20 protein-coding genes are annotated in these 18,800 nt (G+C 58.7%); 13 read left to right on the top strand and 7 right to left on the bottom strand.

The genetic code is table 11. The features are described 5' to 3' along the window. Nucleotides 1-76 precede the first annotated feature (76 nt). The 5 genes from QA648_RS25565 to QA648_RS25545 are packed head-to-tail and all read left to right on the top strand — an operon-like array spanning nt 77 to nt 4,960. A complete protein-coding gene (locus QA648_RS25565; RefSeq protein ID WP_260305002.1) occupies nt 77-1,165 on the top strand; it encodes a glycine betaine/L-proline ABC transporter ATP-binding protein in 1,089 nt (362 codons plus the stop codon). Nucleotides 1,166-1,187: 22 nt separating this feature from the next. Continuing rightward, a complete protein-coding gene (locus QA648_RS25560) occupies nt 1,188-2,036 on the top strand; it encodes an ABC transporter permease subunit (RefSeq protein ID WP_260305003.1) in 849 nt (282 codons plus the stop codon). After that, entirely contained in the window at nt 2,033-2,884 is an 852-nt protein-coding gene (locus QA648_RS25555; protein ID WP_260305004.1) for an ABC transporter permease subunit, read from the top strand. The genes QA648_RS25560 and QA648_RS25555 overlap by 4 nt, the downstream gene beginning before the upstream one ends. Before the next feature lie 17 nt (nt 2,885-2,901). After that, entirely contained in the window at nt 2,902-3,900 is a 999-nt protein-coding gene (locus tag QA648_RS25550) for a 4-hydroxyproline epimerase (protein WP_260305005.1), read from the top strand. Between the two features lie 43 nt (nt 3,901-3,943). Continuing rightward, on the top strand, nt 3,944-4,960 hold the full coding sequence (locus QA648_RS25545; protein WP_260305006.1) for a GlxA family transcriptional regulator: 1,017 nt from the start codon (nt 3,944-3,946) through the stop codon (nt 4,958-4,960). Nucleotides 4,961-4,989: 29 nt separating this feature from the next. On the opposite strand, the gene QA648_RS25540 is transcribed toward QA648_RS25545, so the two are convergent. Next, nucleotides 4,990-6,534: an FAD-dependent monooxygenase gene (locus tag QA648_RS25540; protein WP_283054187.1), complete on the bottom strand. Its 1,545-nt coding sequence runs from the start codon at nt 6,532-6,534 to the stop codon at nt 4,990-4,992. Nucleotides 6,535-6,940: 406 nt separating this feature from the next. On the opposite strand from QA648_RS25540, the gene QA648_RS25535 reads away from it, so the two are divergent. Then, complete coding sequence (locus QA648_RS25535) at nt 6,941-7,576, top strand: outer membrane protein (protein WP_283054186.1); 636 nt, start codon at nt 6,941-6,943, stop codon at nt 7,574-7,576. A 139-nt stretch (nt 7,577-7,715) separates the two neighbouring features. On the opposite strand, the gene QA648_RS25530 is transcribed toward QA648_RS25535, so the two are convergent. From QA648_RS25530 to QA648_RS25520, 3 genes are all read right to left on the bottom strand, one after another. Beyond that, nucleotides 7,716-7,928: a DUF2945 domain-containing protein gene (locus tag QA648_RS25530; RefSeq protein WP_283054185.1), complete on the bottom strand. Its 213-nt coding sequence runs from the start codon at nt 7,926-7,928 to the stop codon at nt 7,716-7,718. A gap of 87 nt (nt 7,929-8,015) precedes the next feature. Next, nucleotides 8,016-8,330, bottom strand: coding sequence for a hypothetical protein (locus QA648_RS25525; protein ID WP_283054184.1), 315 nt, complete (start codon nt 8,328-8,330; stop codon nt 8,016-8,018). 175 nt (nt 8,331-8,505) lie between these two features. After that, nucleotides 8,506-9,189: a 5-formyltetrahydrofolate cyclo-ligase gene (locus QA648_RS25520; RefSeq protein WP_283054183.1), complete on the bottom strand. Its 684-nt coding sequence runs from the start codon at nt 9,187-9,189 to the stop codon at nt 8,506-8,508. 113 nt (nt 9,190-9,302) lie between these two features. Here QA648_RS25520 and QA648_RS25515 point away from each other — a divergent pair, with 113 nt between their 5' ends. The 6 genes from QA648_RS25515 to QA648_RS25490 all read left to right on the top strand — a co-directional run bounded on the left by QA648_RS25515 (nt 9,303) and on the right by QA648_RS25490 (nt 15,585). Beyond that, on the top strand, nt 9,303-10,208 hold the full coding sequence (locus QA648_RS25515) for a LysR substrate-binding domain-containing protein (protein ID WP_283054182.1): 906 nt from the start codon (nt 9,303-9,305) through the stop codon (nt 10,206-10,208). A 49-nt stretch (nt 10,209-10,257) separates the two neighbouring features. Then, entirely contained in the window at nt 10,258-11,379 is a 1,122-nt protein-coding gene (locus QA648_RS25510; RefSeq protein WP_283054181.1) for an HPP family protein, read from the top strand. Nucleotides 11,380-11,660: 281 nt separating this feature from the next. After that, a complete protein-coding gene (locus QA648_RS25505) occupies nt 11,661-13,166 on the top strand; it encodes a lipopolysaccharide biosynthesis protein (protein WP_283054180.1) in 1,506 nt (501 codons plus the stop codon). A gap of 95 nt (nt 13,167-13,261) precedes the next feature. Beyond that, nucleotides 13,262-14,089, top strand: coding sequence for a galactosyl transferase (locus QA648_RS25500; RefSeq protein ID WP_283054179.1), 828 nt, complete (start codon nt 13,262-13,264; stop codon nt 14,087-14,089). 6 nt (nt 14,090-14,095) lie between these two features. Next, nucleotides 14,096-15,205, top strand: coding sequence for an acyltransferase (locus tag QA648_RS25495; RefSeq protein ID WP_283054177.1), 1,110 nt, complete (start codon nt 14,096-14,098; stop codon nt 15,203-15,205). 104 nt (nt 15,206-15,309) lie between these two features. After that, nucleotides 15,310-15,585, top strand: coding sequence for a DUF6522 family protein (locus tag QA648_RS25490; protein WP_104826608.1), 276 nt, complete (start codon nt 15,310-15,312; stop codon nt 15,583-15,585). Nucleotides 15,586-15,596: 11 nt separating this feature from the next. Here the strand turns inward: QA648_RS25490 and QA648_RS25485 are convergent, their stop codons facing one another. Genes QA648_RS25485 through QA648_RS25475 form a run of 3 tightly spaced genes read right to left on the bottom strand, consistent with a single transcriptional unit; the run spans nt 15,597 to nt 17,214 of the window. Next, the gene (locus QA648_RS25485; RefSeq protein WP_283054176.1) at nt 15,597-16,337 is read right to left on the bottom strand and encodes an RNA polymerase sigma factor; all 741 of its coding nucleotides are present in this window, start codon (nt 16,335-16,337) and stop codon (nt 15,597-15,599) included. A gap of 18 nt (nt 16,338-16,355) precedes the next feature. Next, entirely contained in the window at nt 16,356-16,685 is a 330-nt protein-coding gene (locus QA648_RS25480; protein ID WP_283054175.1) for an amicyanin, read from the bottom strand. A 7-nt stretch (nt 16,686-16,692) separates the two neighbouring features. Continuing rightward, a complete protein-coding gene (locus QA648_RS25475; protein ID WP_283054174.1) occupies nt 16,693-17,214 on the bottom strand; it encodes a DUF4142 domain-containing protein in 522 nt (173 codons plus the stop codon). A gap of 480 nt (nt 17,215-17,694) precedes the next feature. On the opposite strand from QA648_RS25475, the gene QA648_RS25470 reads away from it, so the two are divergent. Then, entirely contained in the window at nt 17,695-18,780 is a 1,086-nt protein-coding gene (locus tag QA648_RS25470; protein WP_283054173.1) for a fatty acid desaturase family protein, read from the top strand. The last annotated feature ends 20 nt before the right edge of the window (nt 18,781-18,800 follow it).

Genomic DNA, 18,800 nt, shown 5'->3' with positions numbered 1-18,800 from the left:
GCCGTCCGGCTCGCCGGGCGGCCATCCTGAAGCCCAACGAGAGAAGCCAGCACCAATTGGCTCAAAGGGGATCGCTATGAAAACAAATGTCGATACCAATGAAGTTCTGATTGACTGCCAATCCGTCTGGAAAGTCTTCGGAGACAAGTCCGCCGCCGCGATGAAGTCCATCGGAGAGCGCGGTCTCGGGAAAAAGCAGGTCCTGCAGGAGTTCAACTGTGTCGTCGGCGTGTCCGATGCGAGCATCGAGGTTCGGCGCGGCGAAATCTTCTGCATCATGGGCCTGTCGGGCAGCGGTAAGTCGACGCTGATCCGTCTCCTCAACAAGCTGATCACGCCCAGCGCCGGAAAGGTTCTGGTCAAGGGACGCGACCTAGCCGCCTTATCTCCCGTCGATCTGCGGCAGATGCGCGCCCGGCATATCGGAATGGTCTTTCAGAGCGTCGCACTCTTGCCGCACAAGACGGTCCTGGAGAATGCGGCCTTCGGCCTCGAGGTGCAGGGAATTCCAAAGTCCGAGCGAAACGAGACGGCACGCGCGGCCTTGGAGAAGGTCGGCCTTGCTGATTGGACGAACCGCTATCCTCAGGAACTTTCCGGCGGCATGCAGCAACGCGTCGGCCTTGCTCGCGCGCTAGCTGCCGATCCGGAAATCATTCTCATGGACGAGCCGTTCAGCGCGCTGGATCCTCTGATCCGGCGGCAGCTTCAGGACGAATTCCGGCAGCTTACCAAAGCTCTCGGGAAGTCCGCTGTCTTCATTACCCACGATCTCGACGAGGCCATCCGGATCGGCGACCGCATCGCAATCATGAAGGATGGCGTGATCATCCAGACCGGCACCGCCGAGGAGATCATCCTCAATCCCGCTGACGACTACGTCGCAGAATTCGTTGCCGGGATATCGCGCCTTCATCTGATCAAGGCGCATTCCGTCATGCGCAGCGTCGCCGAGTTCCAGCAGAGTCAGCCGAATTCCGACATTTCTTCGTTGGCACGCACGACACCGGACGCCGATATCGACGAGCTCATCACATTGACGATGCAGTCGAACCGCGACGCCATTGCTGTCGTGGACAATGGTCAGGTGATCGGCGTCGTCACACCGCGAAGCTTGTTGATGGGCGTCAAGGGAACGTCCACCAGCAATCTCGCCGCGGCGTGACACCTAACTGGAGTTCAGCGACATGGAAAGTTCAGGCTTTACCGATGTTTTTGACGAATGGACGGACTCCGCCCTCGGCTGGGTGAGCGACAATGGCGAGTCCCTTTTCGACAATGTTCGATGGGTTCTCGAAGGGCTCTACGGTGCAATCCTATGGCTTCTCGAGCTCCCACCATTCTATGTGGTTGCTCTTGTCGTCGCCCTTATCGGCTGGCGGCTGGTCAATATCTGGTTTGCCGTGCTCAGCGGCGTTGCGCTTGCCCTCTGCTTTTCCATGGGGCTTTGGCCGGAAACGATGAGCACTCTGGCTCTGGTGCTCACCGCGACCGTACTCGCGCTAGCGCTTGGAATTCCGATCGGCATCGCCGCCGGGTTCTTCACCGCGCTGGATCGCTTCATGGAGCCCGGCCTCGATTTGATCCAGACGCTTCCGCCATATATCTACCTGCTGCCGGCGATCGCGCTGCTCGGCTACGGGCCGGCGACGGCGCTGATCGCCACGATCGTAGTTGCGATGCCGCCGGCCATCAGACTGACGTCGCTGGGTATCCGGATGACGCCGAAGGAGTTCATCGAACTCGGCGAGGCGAGCGGCATCAGGCCGAGCCAGATGTTCTTCAAGATCCGCTTGCCGTTTGCTCTTCCGAGCATCATGGCCGGTATCAACCAGAGCCTTATGATGGCATTCGGGATGGTCGTCATCGCGGGTATCGTCGGCTCCGGCGGGCTGGGGGAGACGATCTACGGTGCGATCCGCACGCTCGATATCGCAACATCCATTAACGGTGCGATTGCCATCGTGGTTCTGACGATGGTGATTGACCGGATCACCCAGAGCGCCGCAAGCTTCGGTACGGGGAGGAAGCCATGAGCCCTTCGATCCTGCAGTTTTCACCAGGCGCCTTCCTTGCCCCGGCGGTCGACTGGCTGAACACCAACCTTCATCCGCTGTTCGCGGCGATCAGCACTATCATCGAGGCAGTCCTTTCAGGGATCGAGGCGGCTCTGCTCTTCGTGCCGTCCTATGCGCTGATCGCGATCGTTGTCGTTCTGGCATTTGTGGCCGTGGGGCTCCGCGCCGCGATCCTGTCGGGCCTTTGCCTTGGGTTTTGCCTTCTCGTCGGACTCTGGACGGCGTCCATGCAGACCGTTGCCTTGGTGACAGTCGCCGTCCTGATATCCGTTCTCATCGCGTTTCCGATCGGTGTTCTCTGCTCCCGCTATAAGGCCCTGCAAGCGACGGTGCGACCGATACTGGACGTGATGCAGACCGTTCCGCCGTGGGTCTACCTCATTCCGGCCGTGATGATCTTCAGCCTTGGGCGGGTGCCGGCAATCATAGCCACCATTGTCTATGGCATTCCGCCGATGCTCCGGTTGACCACGCTCGCATTCAACCAGGTGCCGAGGGAGTTCAAGGAGCTCGGCAGTGCCATCGGTGCGCATCCCCGTGCCATCCTTTGGAAGATTGAAATTCCCTTGGCAAAGCGGACCCTTCTGGTCGGCCTCAATCAGTGCATTCTTCTCTCTCTGGCGATGGTGGTCTTGGCCGGTCTGGTCGGCGCAGGTGGCCTCGGCGCGGAGGTCACGCGCGGTCTGACACGCATGGAGATGGGTCTGGGTCTCAGGGCTGGTTTGGCAATCGTGGCGGTCGCGCTGCTCCTCGACAGGCTGTCCCGCGGTCTGCTGGACCGTGACAAGCTTCCAGTGTCGAAATGACATCAAGGACACCCACGATGAGAAACAGCTTTTTCTGCATCGATGCGCACACCTGCGGAAATCCCGTGCGGCTGGTCGCAGGCGGCGGTCCGCTTCTGCCGCACGCACCGATGGGCGAGCGGCGAGAGATATTTCTTCGGGATCATGATTGGGTTCGCAAGGCGCTGATGTTCGAGCCGAGGGGGCACGACATCATGTCCGGCGCGATCATATATCCGGCCTACCGCGATGATTGCGACATAGCGGTCCTGTTCATCGAGGTCAGCGGTTGCCTGCCGATGTGCGGGGCAGGCACCATCGGGCTTGTTACCGCTGCGATCGAGGAAGGTCTGGTTCAGCCGCGCGAGCCCGGGAAGCTCTCGATAGAAACCCCCGCTGGAAGGGTGGATGTCACGTTCGAGACGAGCGGAGATCATGTCGATTCCGTCCGGCTCTTCAATGTGCCGAGTTATCTCCACGCAGCGGATGTTGAGGTGAATGTGCCTGGCATGGGACGTCTGCGTGTCGATATTGCCTATGGCGGCAACTACTACGCGGTGGTGGAGCCGCAAGAAAACTGGAGCGGTCTCGACGGCATGACTGCGGCCGATATCGTCGGTTGCAGTCAGAAGCTCAGGACCGCTCTCGCCGGCATATGTGATCCGATCCATCCGGATGATGCCCGCATTCGTGGCGTTCACCATGCGATATGGTGCGATCGTCCGGTCAACGATGCCTCCGATGGCCGTTGCGCGGTGTTTTATGGTGAAAAGGCCATCGATCGGTCGCCGGGCGGCACCGGCACATCAGCGCGGATGGCGCAATTGCATGCAAAGGGACGTCTGGCTGTCGGATCGACATACCGTCATGAAAGCTTGATCGGAACCATCTTCGAAGGCCGGCTCGAAGCCGAGGTTAGTATCGGAGCTTATAAAGGCATCCTTCCGAGCATCGGAGGCTGGGCACGCGTCATCGGCCACAACACGATTTTTGTCGATGAACGCGATCCACTCGCGCACGGCTTCCAGATCCGATAAAATAGGTCTTTGCGGTCTTTGGAAGCGGCAGGGAGATAAAGAGATGCTTGAGAAATATCGGCCGGAAGATGACGTCGTCACGTCCGCCAGCCGTCTCAAGGTGGGGTTCATCTTGGCGCGGTCGTTCACTTTGTCCGCCTTCGCGCTCTTCGTGGATACGTTGCGGCTTGCAAGCGACAAACAGGATCGTTCCGGAAGGGTTCTTGCGGACTGGCAGGTGATTGGAAGCACGAGGCACCTCATAGCCTCGAGCTGTGGCGTCCAGGTCGCTCCGACGTCGGATCTCGTTGATCCCTCGCGGTTCGACTACATCGCGGTCGTCGGCGGCCTTCTGACCGTCGAAAACCCCGTCGACCAGGAGACAATTGCATATCTCAAGCAGGCGGACGCCAAGAAGGTGCCACTGATCGGCGTGTGCACCGGGTCATTCATTCTTGCTGCGGCGGGCCTCATGAAACGGCACGAATCCTGTGTAAGCTGGCTGCATTACGAGAAGTTTCGAGAGCGCTTCCCCGAGCTCAAGGTCCGCTCCGACCGACTGTTCAATCTCGATCGCCAGCGAGGATCGTGCGCAGGCGGCAGCAGCGCCGCCGACTTGGCGGCATTGCTGGTCAGGAAATACATCAGCCGTGACGCGGAGCGAAATGCGCTGGAGGTCCTGCAGATCGAGAAGGCCCGAACCACCGCGGACATCCAGCCCCGTCGTCCGCTGTACGAAGACTATGACGATGCCCGCGTGAAGGCGGCAATGATCGCAATGGAACAGTTCGTCGATGGCAGCCTGCCGATTCCCAAGTTGGCTGCCAAGGTTGGACTGTCACGGCGGCAACTGGAGAGAATTTTCATCGAAAAGACGGGAATGTCTCCTGCCAAGGCATACAACCGGGTTCGCATGGAGCGGGCGAAGTCGATTCTTGCCCGGTCGAAGGCGCCTCTCATCGAGATCGCGCTGGATGTCGGATTTGAAAACACGTCGCAGTTCACGAGGACATTCAAGCGCACATTTGGGCAGACGCCGTCGCAACATCGCGCGGCGGTTTTGAGCGCCCGCTCCGTTTGATTGATACGATCACGGACTTAATGCGGTACCTATGAGGAGACTTCGCTGAACCACCGCGACGCGGCCTCAGCAGCCTGCTCAAGGTTAGGGGCAGCGTCAGCCGCCCAGGCGACGACGCCGTCCGGGCGCACGAGCACAGCGCTTAACCCCAGCCGATCCCTGACATCACTTGCGATATAAGTTATCCGCCCACGCCAGCGGCTTGCAAGCGCGCGCAGGGGAGAGCGCAGGTCAAAGTCCAGCAGGATGCCTTGCCCCTTCCTGAGAAGTTCTCCGAGCGTTGTCCCGTCGGTCAACTCGAAATCGGGTACGCTGCGGCCGATCAGCGGGTGGAGGCTTGCAAGGTCGTAGCGGAGTGAAACGCCCCACACCCGCTCGGCGAAGTATGTCGCGCCGTCGTGCGTGTCGATGAGGTCGCGGATGATGGCTTCGAGCGCGCGCGAACTCTGGGTCGGCCGCATGAGCGCGACCTGGGCGCGCGACCAGTCGAGGACCTGAGCTCCGACTGGATGCCGTTCACGCCAGTAGCTGTCAAGCAGATCGGTCGGGGCATCGCCGCGGATGATGGCAGCAAGTTTCCAGCCAAGGTTCATCGCGTCGCCAAGCCCGAGATTGAGCCCTTGGCCACCCAATGGCGAGTGGATGTGCGCGGCGTCGCCGGCGAGCAGCACTCGTCCTTTTCGATAGGTGGTCGCTTGATAGGCGCGGTCCGTCCAGGTCGTAGCGAGCCCGAGGGCCGTCACTGTGACCTCGGCGCCGGAGGCACGGCGCAATACCGCCTGCACATGGTCAAGCGTGATCGGCTGGGTTCGATGGAAAGCGCCACCGTCGAAATCGACCATCGCGATCGTTCCTGGCGGCGCGTAGTTATACATGCCCGTTGGCGTGTAGGTACGGCCCGGTCGGAGCTTGTCCGGATCAGCCAACTCGACTTCGGCCGAATAGCCGGTGAACTCGGGATCCGTACCGACAAAGTCGAAGCCGCCAGCCTTGCGCACAGTGCTGCGGCCGCCATCACATCCAACAAGCCAGCGTCCGAGGATGGTCTCGCCGCCGGCGCGGACGGTCACGTCTTCGTCCGCTTGATCGAACGTCTCGACGCCGAAGCCGCGCCGGATCTCGACACCCATCGCGCCTGCCCGAGCGGCGAGGGCATTTTCGAGCGACTCCATGTCCACCATCATGCTGGTCCCGGCAGGGCTCGGCAGACGATATGGCCACTGCGATGTGTCGATGTTGTCATAGTAGAACTGGATGCCGGCGAAATGACCGGCCGGCCGGCGCGGCTGTTGCATCCAGTGGGCGGCTGATCGCGTTGCGCCCAAGATATCGTTCTCGCGCTGCGCCGCGACGACGGCGTCCAAAAGGCCGCGACGGTGAAAGGCTTCGATGGTGGGAGACGAAAGGCCGCGCATGCCGAACGGCAGGCGCTTCAAGGGGGAGCGTGGATCCTCGGCCTGCTCCAGCACCAGCACTGAAAGATCGAAGAGCTGCAGCTCGCAGGCGAGAAACAAGCCGACAGGGCCGGCTCCGGCAATCACAACATCATAGGGGATCGGGTGGTGGCTGGGCATGAAGTACTCCTGTGTCGATGTTCGACCGGAGCGTTCCTCGATTTTGAGTACCACACGGACGAACGATTGGGCGCCCGGGCGGCGTCCGATGTTCGTCGTGGGGATCTCGTGCACGAAGCCAAAGACCAGAGCTTTCGTTACCGAAAGGACTTGGGCTTACCAGACCAAGTCCGCCTTTTCCGACGTCGGCTGTATAACGGATTGGCGACTGGTCTGCAACGGGAGCTTGGCTTCTCTAGGCGCGGCAGAGCTGAAAGGACAGTGCGGAGGAGCGCTCCTAATGGACGCGATCCGTCAAATCCTGAAGCGAAAATAGGCTTCCAGGTCAAAACGTGATAGTTTTACGACAGCCTTTGAACGGTGCCGACCTATATCCCGACCCATAACAACAACCGAGGATACACCGATGCATAAGCTGCTCATCTCCACCGCGATTGCCAGTATCGTTGGATTCAGTGCGGCGTCGGCCGCGGATGTTGTAACCCAGGCACCGGAAGCGCCTGTCGTCGAAACTCCGGCAGGTTTCACTTGGGCAGGTGCCTATGCCGGTATTCGTGGCGGCGGCAATTGGGTCAATGGGGATTTCAGCATTCCCGGCGCAAGCACGTCTGAAGATCTGAGCGGCGGCCTCGTCGGTGGCTTCATCGGCTACAATTGGCAATTTGAGAATAATGTTGTGCTCGGTCTCGAAGGCGACCTGAATTATAACTGGAACAAAGATACTATCGCACCCGGCATCGATGTTGGGACGGACATTGATGGTTCGGTCCGCGCCCGCCTCGGCTATGCTTTCGATCGCGCTCTGATCTATGCGACAGGCGGCTGGGAAGCGACGCGTGGGTTTGTCGACACGGGCAGCAAAGACACCAAAACCTTCAACGGCTGGACGGTTGGCGCCGGCGTTGATTATGCCTTCACCAATCGGGTCTTCGGACGCTTGGAATACCGCTACACCGACTTCGGCGATAAGGATATCAACGGCGTGAACGTCGATCTGAAGCAGAACGCCGTTGTCGTCGGTATCGGCGTGAAATTCTGGTGATTGGTTTCAGCAGATAACGTCAGGCGCCTCGCAAGTCACCGCGGCCGCATCGGAAGACGATCCTCAGCCTTATGGCAGCGGGACGTCAGCACGGTCTCTAGGCTGACGAGGAAGCCATGCTGGCGCGAACTCCGCTGGCTCAGTGGATCTTCTGAAGCGCGCTCCCCTTATGCGCTGCAATATGGTCGGTCTTGTCGCTCTTGATTTCGTACTGCGGATCGTCGGCCGAAGCGCGATGCGTATGGCTTTTATAATCAAAATCGCGGGTGTGAATTTTGGTGATCGTGCCGCTGACATGGCCCGCTTCGGAGTTCCAGCTCACATGATCGCCAACTTTGAATGTTTTTCCCACGGCGTTTTGCTTCCGTACTGGACTCTCTTACGCCATTAACGCGACCTCGTGCTCTTTGTTCATTCAGCACGAAAGCACTGGCGGCCGCTAAAGAGCGTGAACCGTGAACTGCAGATAGGCGGCAAGGCTGACAGCCGAAAGTCCCACAATGATGACGGGATGGGGGAGGCCCTTGCTGATGGTCGCAAGTACCAGGCCGAGCAGAACGATCATTCCTCCCAGTAACAATCCTTTGTCGGCAACGGAGAGCGCGAGGGCGGACAGGCAGACGGCCGCGGCGACCATCGTCACCGGCATCTGGTTTTGAAGAGGCTCGCTTCGGCTTGTGAAGGTGAGCAGGAACCTGTTCCAGCTCAGCCCGAGAGAAATGCTTAGAAGCAAGGAGGGGAGAACATGCCACATGAAATATCGTCTCTTCTGATGTCGATCATAGAGAAGCAATCCATGTGCCAAAGGTGAGAAACTGCGATTTCGCAAGGGCAAGTCGGGACGCCGACAAGGTTGGCTGCCTGTTTGGAAGTCGATTTGCCGTTCTCTTCGGCATTCAAGTTGGACATTACGGCTAAGGCCTGAGAGCTCAGCGGTATCGCAACTCGGTTTGCGTGACGACCACATCCATGGGAATGTCGTGAGCAAGGGGATGAATGGTGGCGATCTTCTGGGACTCGAAGCCGACGCCGATGATAAAAGGCTTGCGGTCGAAACTAGCCAGTGTTCTGTCGAAAAAGCCGCCCCCATAACCAAGCCGGAAGCATTCAGCATCGAAGCCGACGAGGGGCGCTATGACGATGTCCGGAACGGCTTGCGCACCTTCCGCAGGCACCGGGATATTCCAAACGCCACGTTCAAGCCGGTCACCCATTTTCCACGACCGGAATATCAATGGTTCGGCTTTGGCGACGACCACGGGCAGCAGGCAAATGGCGCCACGGGCAGTCAAGGCGGCCATCCATCCTCGGAGATCGGGTTCTCCGAGGAACGGCCAAAACAGGCTTATGTGTTTACCGGAGACCTTAGTGACAATCCGGTCAAGATGGCTCGCGATGGCGCGCGTATAGTCCTTGCGCTGCGCTACCGGTAAGGCCCTGCGTTCATCGATCAGCTTCTGCCGTTCCGGCTTTCGCCAGGCAAAGACCTCTGAGTCCGTGGCAAAGGCGGGCGAAATGCCGCTATAGGCGCGATCGACTTCGTGCAGCATGCACGCGGGCGACGCGTATTCATGCGCTTCTTCGTCCATCTCCGATCGATCTGATTTTGTCATCCGCTCTTTGATCTCTCCCGCTTGACGGTTCGAGGCGAAAACCCGCTTGAGCAGCGGCAATGATTTTTATATAGGGAACGATATGGTAATTTAATTCCTGAATCGAGATCTTTTTGGACCTATCATCGATCGAGATATTCCTCGCCGTCGCCGGTGACCGCAGCGTGACCAAGGCGGCCAAAGCCGTCGGCCGCGCGCCGTCGAATGTGACGACCCGAATTCAGCAGTTGGAGGATGATCTCGGCGTCCTGCTCTTCAGCCGCGACGGCAAAAAGATGACTTTGACGCGAGAAGGCGAGACATTTCTGGTCTATGCCAATCGCCTCGCCGCCTTGGCGCTGGAAGCGAGACAGGCCGTCAGGCCCCTGCAGCCTTCCGGGACATTGCGTGTCGGGACGATGGAAAGCACGGCGGCAAGCCGATTGCCGGCAGCGCTCACCCAATTCAACCGGATGTGGCCCGATGTGTCGCTTCATCTGACATTGGGTGCATCGCGCGATCTCACCCGGGACGTTCTTGGTGACGTATTGGACTGTGCGCTGATCGCCCGCCCGCCGAAAACGATGCTTGACGAAGATGCGGATTTTGATGCCGAGCTTGAGAGCCTTGAAGTAGAACCTGTCTTTGTCGAGGATCTATTGCTCGTATTGCCGTCCGGGCATCCGCCCATTCAATCCGCCGCCGACTTGCGGGTCGGATCGCTTGCTGCTCTCGAACCCGGATGCACCTATCGAAGGATTGCCGAAAGCTGGGCGCGAAAATCGAGTGGCTTGCAGACGAGAGAGCTTGGCTCCTACCACGCGATCCTGGCAAGCGTTGCAACCGGGGGCGCGGCAGGTGTCATGCCGAAATCGGTTCTCGATCTCATGCACTGGCCGACGAATTCTCCGACCCATCAACTGGGAGCCGTCGACACGATCCTCATCTATCCTAGGAATGATCGGCCAACCGCCTTCAAAGCGTTTCACGAAGTCCTCAGCGCGGCCAAGAGCCGGGATCCGCGGCTGGTAACAAACTAAACGGCGCCTCCACCCACTCACAAACAATCTTTCCTAAACTGGTTTCATCATGCAGCATCCAGACTCCCCCAAGGTGGGGCCGAGCCGTTTCCGCTTGTTTTCGCCAATCCTCGCTGGGGCAACCCTGCATGAACGATTGATGGCTTGCCTTGGGGCCTTGATCGGTATCGGCCTTACCGGCGTCATCAGCGGCTATCTCTTCGGGCAAGGACCCCATCTACCGCTCATCGTCGCACCGATGGGCGCATCGGCGGTGCTTCTTTTCGCGGTCCCGTCCAGTCCGCTTGCCCAGCCCTGGTCGATTATCGGCGGCAACACCATTTCCGCCATGATGGGCATCATTGCAGGCTATTTCATTCATGATCCGATTATCGCAATCGGGGTCGGCGTCTCACTTGCGATCGGTGCGATGTCTTTCACCCGATGCCTCCATCCACCCGGCGGCGCGGCAGCTCTGACCGCCGTTCTCGGCGGCCCGGTCGTTGCAAGTTGGGGTTTCTTCTTTCCGTTCATCCCCGTGGCCTTGAACTCCTGCATACTGGTCGGCCTCGGCTTGGTGTTTCACAGGTTTGCCAAGCGCAACTATCCGCATGTTGTCGCAAAGCCGACGGAAAACACCCATCAGACGCGTGACCTGCCGTCGGTCCTGCGCGTGGGCTTCCGGGAAGAAGACGTCGATGCCGCTCTGGCCGCGCTCGATGAGACCTTCGATATCGATCGGGCCGATCTCAGCCGCCTGCTGCGGCAAGTCGAATTGCAGGCAGCGGTGCGGTCGCACGGCAACATAAGCTGCGCCGACATCATGTCACGCGACGTCATCGCCATCAGCGAGGGCACCGAGCCGGATCATGCCCGGCATCTTCTGTTGAAGCACAACATCCGCACACTGCCGGTAAAGGATCGGGAAGGCCGCTTGATCGGTACGATTGGCCTGCGTGAATTGTCTGACAGCATCGATAGCATCGCGGGCGCGATATCGAAGCCGGCCGTGGCGGACGCAGCCGATCCTGCACTATCGCTGTTGCCTGTTCTGACCGACGGGCGCACGCATGCGGTGATTATCGTGGACACCGACCGCCGTGTCCTTGGCCTGATATCGCAGACGGATCTTCTGAGTGCCATGGCGCGGCTTTTGTCAAACAACAACGCGGCGGCGCTGGCCGACGCTTGAGGCAGGTCATGGCTGCCAATGCCTCTGGGTATGGCCGTTACATTTATGTCCAAGCCATCAGCCAATAACGAAACGTGAGGGCAATATCATTGCTCAGCGCCGTCACTAACTGTGCGCTGCAGCAAAAAAGATATGAAATGCATTGCGCTGCGCAAGACGGGCGCTTGACCATTTCGATTTCGGCGCCATTTGAGCCCCAGCCTTCGATTTCGTGACCTTGCACGGCTGCTTCGGCGGGAACCAGATGGAGTTGTAACATCGCTAATGAATCGGATGAAAGCTTGAGGTCGCCGCCTTCCTGGGAAACGGGAAGCGCGATTCTCGAGTCGGACGAGATCGTCTTCGAACACTTGAGCGAGAACCGGTCCGGCGCGGCGCTGAAAGGGGCGTTCTGGTCGGCGTTGGATACGCTGATACCGACGGCGCTGAACAGCCTCGTTTTCATTGTCACGTCGAGATATCTGCTGCCGCAGGACTTTGGCCTTGTGGCGCTGGCCTTCAGTATCGTGAGCTTTGCCGCCGGCCTTGGGCCGACCGCGTTCGGCGAAGCGTTGATCCAGCAGAAGACCATTCGCCAAAGCCACCTCGATACCGTGTTCTGGCTGTCGTTCGCGTCGGCGGCGATCCTTTACCTCGTGCTTTTCGCGGGATCCTCCTACATTGCGCATGCCCTGGGCCATGACGAAATCGTCGGCTTGCTGATGATTATCGGCTTGAAGATTTTCTTCGACATGATGATCATCGTTCCCAATGCCCTTATCGGCCGCACGATGTCCTTTCATCTCGCCGCCGTCCGCACGGCGATCGCTACGGTCGTATCGGGCCTCGTATGCCTGGCCTTGATTTTCGCCGGCTTCGGCCTCTGGGCACTGGCGATCGCGCAGATCGCCGCACCTGCCGCCGGATGCATAGCCGCCTTCTGGGGCGCGGGATGGCTTCCGGGTGTGCGGATCAAGTGGAGCAGTCTTCGCGAGCTCCTGCATTACGGCGTCTTTGCGTCCGGCAATCGCTTCCTCCAGTCCATGAGCCTCGATCAGCTCATCATAGGCACGCTCGTCAGTCCGGCCGCGCTCGGCATCTATAATTTCGCCCGGCGGCTTTTCGAAATGATCAACAATGTCGTTGCCGGCGGCCTGACCTCGGTCACGCACGTTCTCCTGTCGTCGCTGCAGCATGATCAGAACAAGGTCCGTGAGGCATTCCTCATGGCAACGTTTGGCTGCTCGCTGGTGTCATTTCCGGCCTTTATGGGCCTTGCCGCCGTGGCCGACGACGCCATTCCGTTGATCTTCGGGCAACACTGGGCGGCTGCGATCTGGCCGGTGCGGTTTTTCTGCGTCATCGGATTGATGAGCGGCATCGGCGTTGTCCAGGCATCCTTGATCACCAGCCAGGGCAAGTCGGACTGGTGGTTCTACTACCAGCTCGTGCGAAACATCGTCACGATCATTACCGTGCTGCTGCTTTACCCATATGGCGTGACCACCATCGTCTTCGCACTGATGCTCGAAGTGCTGCTCCTTTGGCCGGTAACGCTCTGGATGGTTTCGCGCCTGATTGCACTCAGCGTCGGAGCCTATTTCGCCCAGTTCCTTAGGCCGATAGCTGCCTATGTCGGAATGCTTGCCGCGGTGCTCGGCGCTTCGGCATTGCTGCAGGACTGGAGCCCGGCCTCGCGCCTGGCAATCGAAATATCCGTCGGCGCGATCGTCTATACGAGCCTGATCTTCGTCCTTTGCCGGGAGAGGGCTCTTTTCCTGGCAAAGACAATGCTCCGGCGGCGCTAACTTTCGTTCGGCTCAGCGGCCGAGCATCGAAATCGATTGTTTATTCCAATGTCCCTGTCGGATGCAGGGCCGATGCGATCGCAAAAGAGGGAATTATGTCACTCGTTACGTTCATCATCCCGGTTCGACACCAGGACAATGCCAAGGATTGGCCGGCGCTGAAAGAACGGTTGTCCCAAACCGTGGCGTCGATTGCCGGTCAATCGAATCCCGATTGGAGCGCCGTTATCGTTGCGAACGAAGGTGCGGATCTCCCCGATCTGCCGCCGCAGTTTTCAGTCGAACGCGTTACGTTTCCCCCGAACCAGCTCCACGATTTGGATAGCGCGGACAGAGAAAAGGTCTACGACGCGTTCCGCCTGGACAAGGGCCGCCGCGTGCTGAGCGGTATGCTTTCAGCCCGGGATTCGCGGTTTTTCATGATCGTAGACGATGATGACTTCGTCAGCGCCAATATCGTCAGCTACGTTGCGCAGCACCCGGATACGAACGGCTGGAAGATCGACAAGGGCTACCTCTGGAACGAAGGCGGCCGGTTGATCATGCATTACGATGATTTCGCGAATTACTGCGGCACATCATTGATCGTGCAATCGCGTCTCTACGACCTTCCGGCGACACTTGAGGTTGCCGATATCGACTATGTGAAGTCGATGCTGGGCAGTCATGTGCGTATCGCAAACATATTGGCCGAGCGCGGCACGCCCCTCGAGGCACTGCCGTTTCGCGGTGCCATTTACCGGGTTGGGCATAGCGGCGCGCACAGCAAGTCCGCCAGTCTGCTGTCGACCTATTTTTTCAATGCCCGCGCGCTTCGGCGCCCTCGCCAACTTCTTCGCAATCTCACGCGGGTTCGTCCGCTCGATCGCGGCCTGCGCAACGAATTTTTCGGTGCTGCCAGCGCCAACAACGTGAAATGGTGACCAGTTGTGAAAGCATCTGATAGTTCAGCGACGGGAGAAGACCTTAGGTCGATCCCTGTCCCACCGCAGCGACGCTCGCTTCAGGCGGGTCGGACAAGCCATCGATATGCATCGCTCGACGCGATGCGGGGCCTCGCGGCATTTGCGGTCGTTGTCTATCACCTTCAACGGCCGTATGCGCCTTTGGCCTATGTCGCGGTCGACTTCTTTTTCGTTCTGAGCGGCTTCGTCATTGCAAGGGCATATAGCGAAAAGCTCGCCAGCGGCATGCCGCTGGCGGCCTTTATGAAAGCCCGCTACGCGCGCCTCTATCCGTTGTTCATACTCGGAACCTTCTATGGACTGGTGCAATTGCTGGCCCATTGGAATTGGTCGACCGACAGTGTCGGCGATTTGCTCGCAAGCCTGATCTCGACCGCATTCATGCTGCCGTCTCCGAGCTTTCTGACGAGATCCGCAACGGATTTGTGGCCGTTATATCCTTTGAACGGGCCTGCGTGGTCGCTATTCTGGGAGCTGCTCGTCAATCTGGTATTCGCCCTGATGCTTTTCAGGATGAGAACGAAATACCTGGCTATTCTAGCCGCGGTGTCGCTTGCGTGCCTGCTCGCATCCGTCGCCTTGCACCGCTCCCTCGACCTCGGCTGGGAATGGCGATCGGTCGACGGCGGGCTGGCTCGCGTGTTTTTCTCGTTTGTCGTCGGCATGATCATATTCAGGCTTCAGAAAGACAGGCGGCCCGTCACCACCTATTTTGCGCTCCTGCCGATCTCCTTGATTTTCGCTCTACTGTTTCTGCCGACCTATTCGCTGAAATTCGCTCTGCTCTTCTGCATCGTCATTTCGCCGCTTATCGTCCTTGCCGGCACATATCTGGAAATTCCGGAGAAGATTCAGCCGATTGGCATATTTCTCGGCTATCTCTCCTATCCGATCTATATGTGTCACAGGGGCTTTACCGAAATATATGAGCACTTCGTCCACAGCGACCACATGTCGCCGTGGATCTACATCGGAGGCTTTTTGGTGCTGATTTCGGTGATATCGCTTTTGTCGGCCCAGCTTGTCTCCATCGTGCCGAGATTTGCGTTTTCTGCAAAGGTGCGAACGCCGTAGACGCCAAAGCGTTTGATCGGAGGCAGGAACGATTCTCCCGCCGGTGGTCGTTCTCCATTTCGGTTTGATATATGAGCGTGTATGTCTGCGGAAGGGGTGAAGCAATGTTCGTTGAGCGCGCGCAAAATGGGGATTTTATTGTCGATTCTTCGGAAATCGCCGCTCGGTTTGGTCTCTCGCTTGCAGAATTTCGCCGCTACATGCAGCGCGGCTCCGTCACCTCTTCCGTGGAGGTGGGCACGGAAGATCACGCGGGAACGAAACGCCTTTCCTTGCGACTAGGCAACCGCATGTGGCGCGCGATTCTCGATGACGAGAACAGGGTGAAGCACGAGGAAATGACATTTCTCGGCAGGCAGCATGCGACACCCAAATCCTGATACGACCCCTTCTACTGCGATGGTATCGAGGAATCCCTTTTCCCCGCGTGTATTGTGCGCAGCGCTGTAATCACCCGGTCAGCCATATCGGCGCAGCGGGCACCATCGAAGGGAAAGAGGGCGGAAAATGCCCCGGAAAACTGCTTTTCTATCGAAAGCCGCATCATCTTGCGGGCACGGTGCAGCCGGGTCTTGGTGGTCTCCGGCTTGATGTTGAGGAGGAACGCCGTTTCCTCCGTGCTGAAGCCTTCCACGTCGCGCAGAATGAAGACGGTGCGGAACTTGGCGGGCAGGGCATCCACCGCATGTTCCAGCAGACGCCTCGTCTGATTTCGCGCCAATTCAGCCTCGGGATCGGCTGGCGCGAGCGAGGAGGGGAAGTGCAACAAACCGCCGCATGACGCCTTGTTCTGCATGTCGATCTCCTCAAGCCCGGTAAAGTCGCGTCGTCGCTGCATGCGGGCAAACGCTTCGTTGAGCGCAATCCTCGTCAGCCAGGTTGATAATGTTGAACTGCCGCGGAATGCCGCCAGATTGATGAACGCTTGCACATAGGTTGCCTGTACAACGTCCTCCGCTTCAGCGTCGTTGCCGACGATGGCGCGCGCCGTTCGAAACAAGCGTTGGTTGTTGCGCTGGACAATGATCCGGATGGCATCCTCATCGCCAGCCTTGGCGCGAGCGATGAGTTCGGCTTCCGAATAGGTGGAAGGATCCGGTTGTCGCTTGACTGCGGCGGAGACGGCAGTCATCGTGGCTCCTCTCTCTCCCTACGGCTGTACATTCAGTTCCCCGATCATCATCGGATGAAAGCGGCAGTAAAATTTCACGTCGCCGGTGCGTTCGATGGTCATTTTCTTTTGCGACTTGGCCGGCAGGTCGATGTCGAAGCTGGCATCGCGCGCGGTGGCCGTGTGGCGGAATATATCATCGTTACGCCAGACGATCACGTCGCCGACGTGCAACGTGGTCGGCGGCAGGCCGAATTTCATATTCGCGATGGCGATTTGATATTCGGCCGACTTCGTCACCGTGCTGACCGTCATGAGCAGCAACCCCACGACAATCACCGATAGACGCTTTGTATTCATCGCGCCCATCGCCGGTTCATTTCATCGCCGCGGCAAGATGTTCCGCATGCGTTTGATGTTCCTGGAAGAGTGTAAGGCCGGTCTCCAACAGTGACTTGAGTTCGGCATTCTTTGCCGATGGGATCAGTTGCTTGGAAAGCGCGTCGTTGACCGCCTTGTGATAGGCCACTTCATTGTCGATATAGGCCTTGTCGAAGGCCTTGCCGTCCAACTTGCCGAGCTTGGCCAGTTCCTTGCTGGCTTGGGCACTCAGCGACTTGCTGACGTCATTGTCCTCAGGCGTGACCTTGAGTTTTTTGACCAGCGCCAGCGCCTGCTCGTTAACGGATTTGTGGTCGCGCTCCATAGTCTTGGCGAATTCGACCACCTCCGGATTCTTGCTTTTTTTCACCGCCTGCTCGGCAGCCGTGACGTCGATCTGTCCGGCGGTGTAGGCGATATGGGCGATTTGTGGATCGGAGATTTTCGCATCTGCGGCGATTGCCGCAGTGCTGGCCAAGCCCAGCAGGAATGTCGCGGTCAGAATGTGCTTGAACATGATTTCTCTCCCGTTCGTTGTTAATCCCGAGCGAACATTGAATGTCACGCGTCCTTCGTCCGTTGGTCCGGTGTCGGAACTAGCCATTGGATAGAGTTGAGAGAAAAAGGTTCCCAAAAAAATCGCGGACTTTTTGGAGTCAGGTGATTTTGGGCGAAGGAGCGCTTTGTTCTTTGTGGAAGAATTTTTGGTCTGAATGATAGAATTCTATCATTCGAATATTTCCCGAGTAGGAGGCCTCGAAAGGAAAAAATGTCTGATCCGCTACTCATTGGGCGCCGTCCCGCTCCATCACGCCTTAGCGAGATCAGCGATGGTTGGTCTGCGCATGGATGGTCCTGAGGTATTCCATCATGAATGAGATGGAGGATTGATGGAATATGATAGATTCCATCATCGTTGCATTGAGGCAAGCAAAAACTCGACCTATCATCCCCGTCATCAGGTGCGGCGCGCTGGTTTGCGACGCGGGAGGCAGGAATGAGCGAGACAGGAAAGCGTGATTACAGCCTGCTTGGTCCAAGCGGCCGGCAGGCGGTCGAAACCGGATTGGCGGCGGCGGAGTGGTATCATACCGAGATTGCCCGCAAGGAGATGAAGGCGCTGATGCAGCGCTCCGATGACGCCGCCATCCGCGACACGATCATCTGGCTCGGCAGCATGGCGATCCTTGCCGGCCTCGGCATCTTTTTCTGGGGTTCCTGGCTTTGTGTCCCCTTCTTCCTGGCTTACGGCGTGCTTTACGGTTCGGCCTCTGATAGCCGCTGGCACGAATGCGGCCATGGCACGGCGTTCAAGACCCGCTGGATGAACGATGCGGTCTATGAGATCGCCTGCTTCATGATCATGCGCAATCCGGTGACCTGGCGCTGGAGCCATACCCGCCATCACACCGACACCGTCATCGTCGGCCGCGATCCGGAGATCGCCGTCATGCGGCCGCCGGATCTCGTGCGCCTGGTCCTGAACTTCTTCGGCATCGTCGATGTCTTCTATGCGATGCTCGACATGGTCCGCAATGCCTTCGGCATCATCAGCGCCACGGAGAAAACCTTCATTCCCGAGATGGAGCAGCCGAAGGCGATCCGCATCGCCCGCATCTGGAGCCTCATCTATATCGCCACCATCGCCGCCGCTATTGCCATGGGCTCTGTCCTGCCGCTGGTGCTGATCGGCCTGCCGAGGCTCTACGGCGCCTGGCATCATGTGCTGACCGGCCTGTTGCAGCATGGCGGCTTGGCCGACAATGTCATCGACCACCGGCTGAACAGCCGCACGGTGCTGATGAACCCGATAAGCCGCTTCATCTATTGGAACATGAACTATCATGTCGAACACCACATGTTCCCGATGGTGCCCTATCATGCGCTGCCGAAGCTGCATGCGATGATCAAACACGATCTGCCGCGGCCCAATCCGTCGATCTGGTCGGGCTACCGCGAGATGATCCCGGCCTTCCTGCGGCAGTTGCGCAACGAGGATTATTTCCTGAAGCGCGACCTGCCGCCGACGGCGAGGCCCTATCGCGAGGAATTCCACAACGGGCTGGCCGAAGCGGCACAATAACCGACTGACAATGTGAAAAC

It is taken from the genome of Rhizobium sp. CB3171 (genome assembly GCF_029714265.1).
In the GTDB taxonomy this organism is placed as follows: domain Bacteria; phylum Pseudomonadota; class Alphaproteobacteria; order Rhizobiales; family Rhizobiaceae; genus Rhizobium.
The sequence above is the reverse complement of the archived record's forward strand: the minus strand, read 5'-3'. Positions and strand labels throughout refer to the sequence as shown.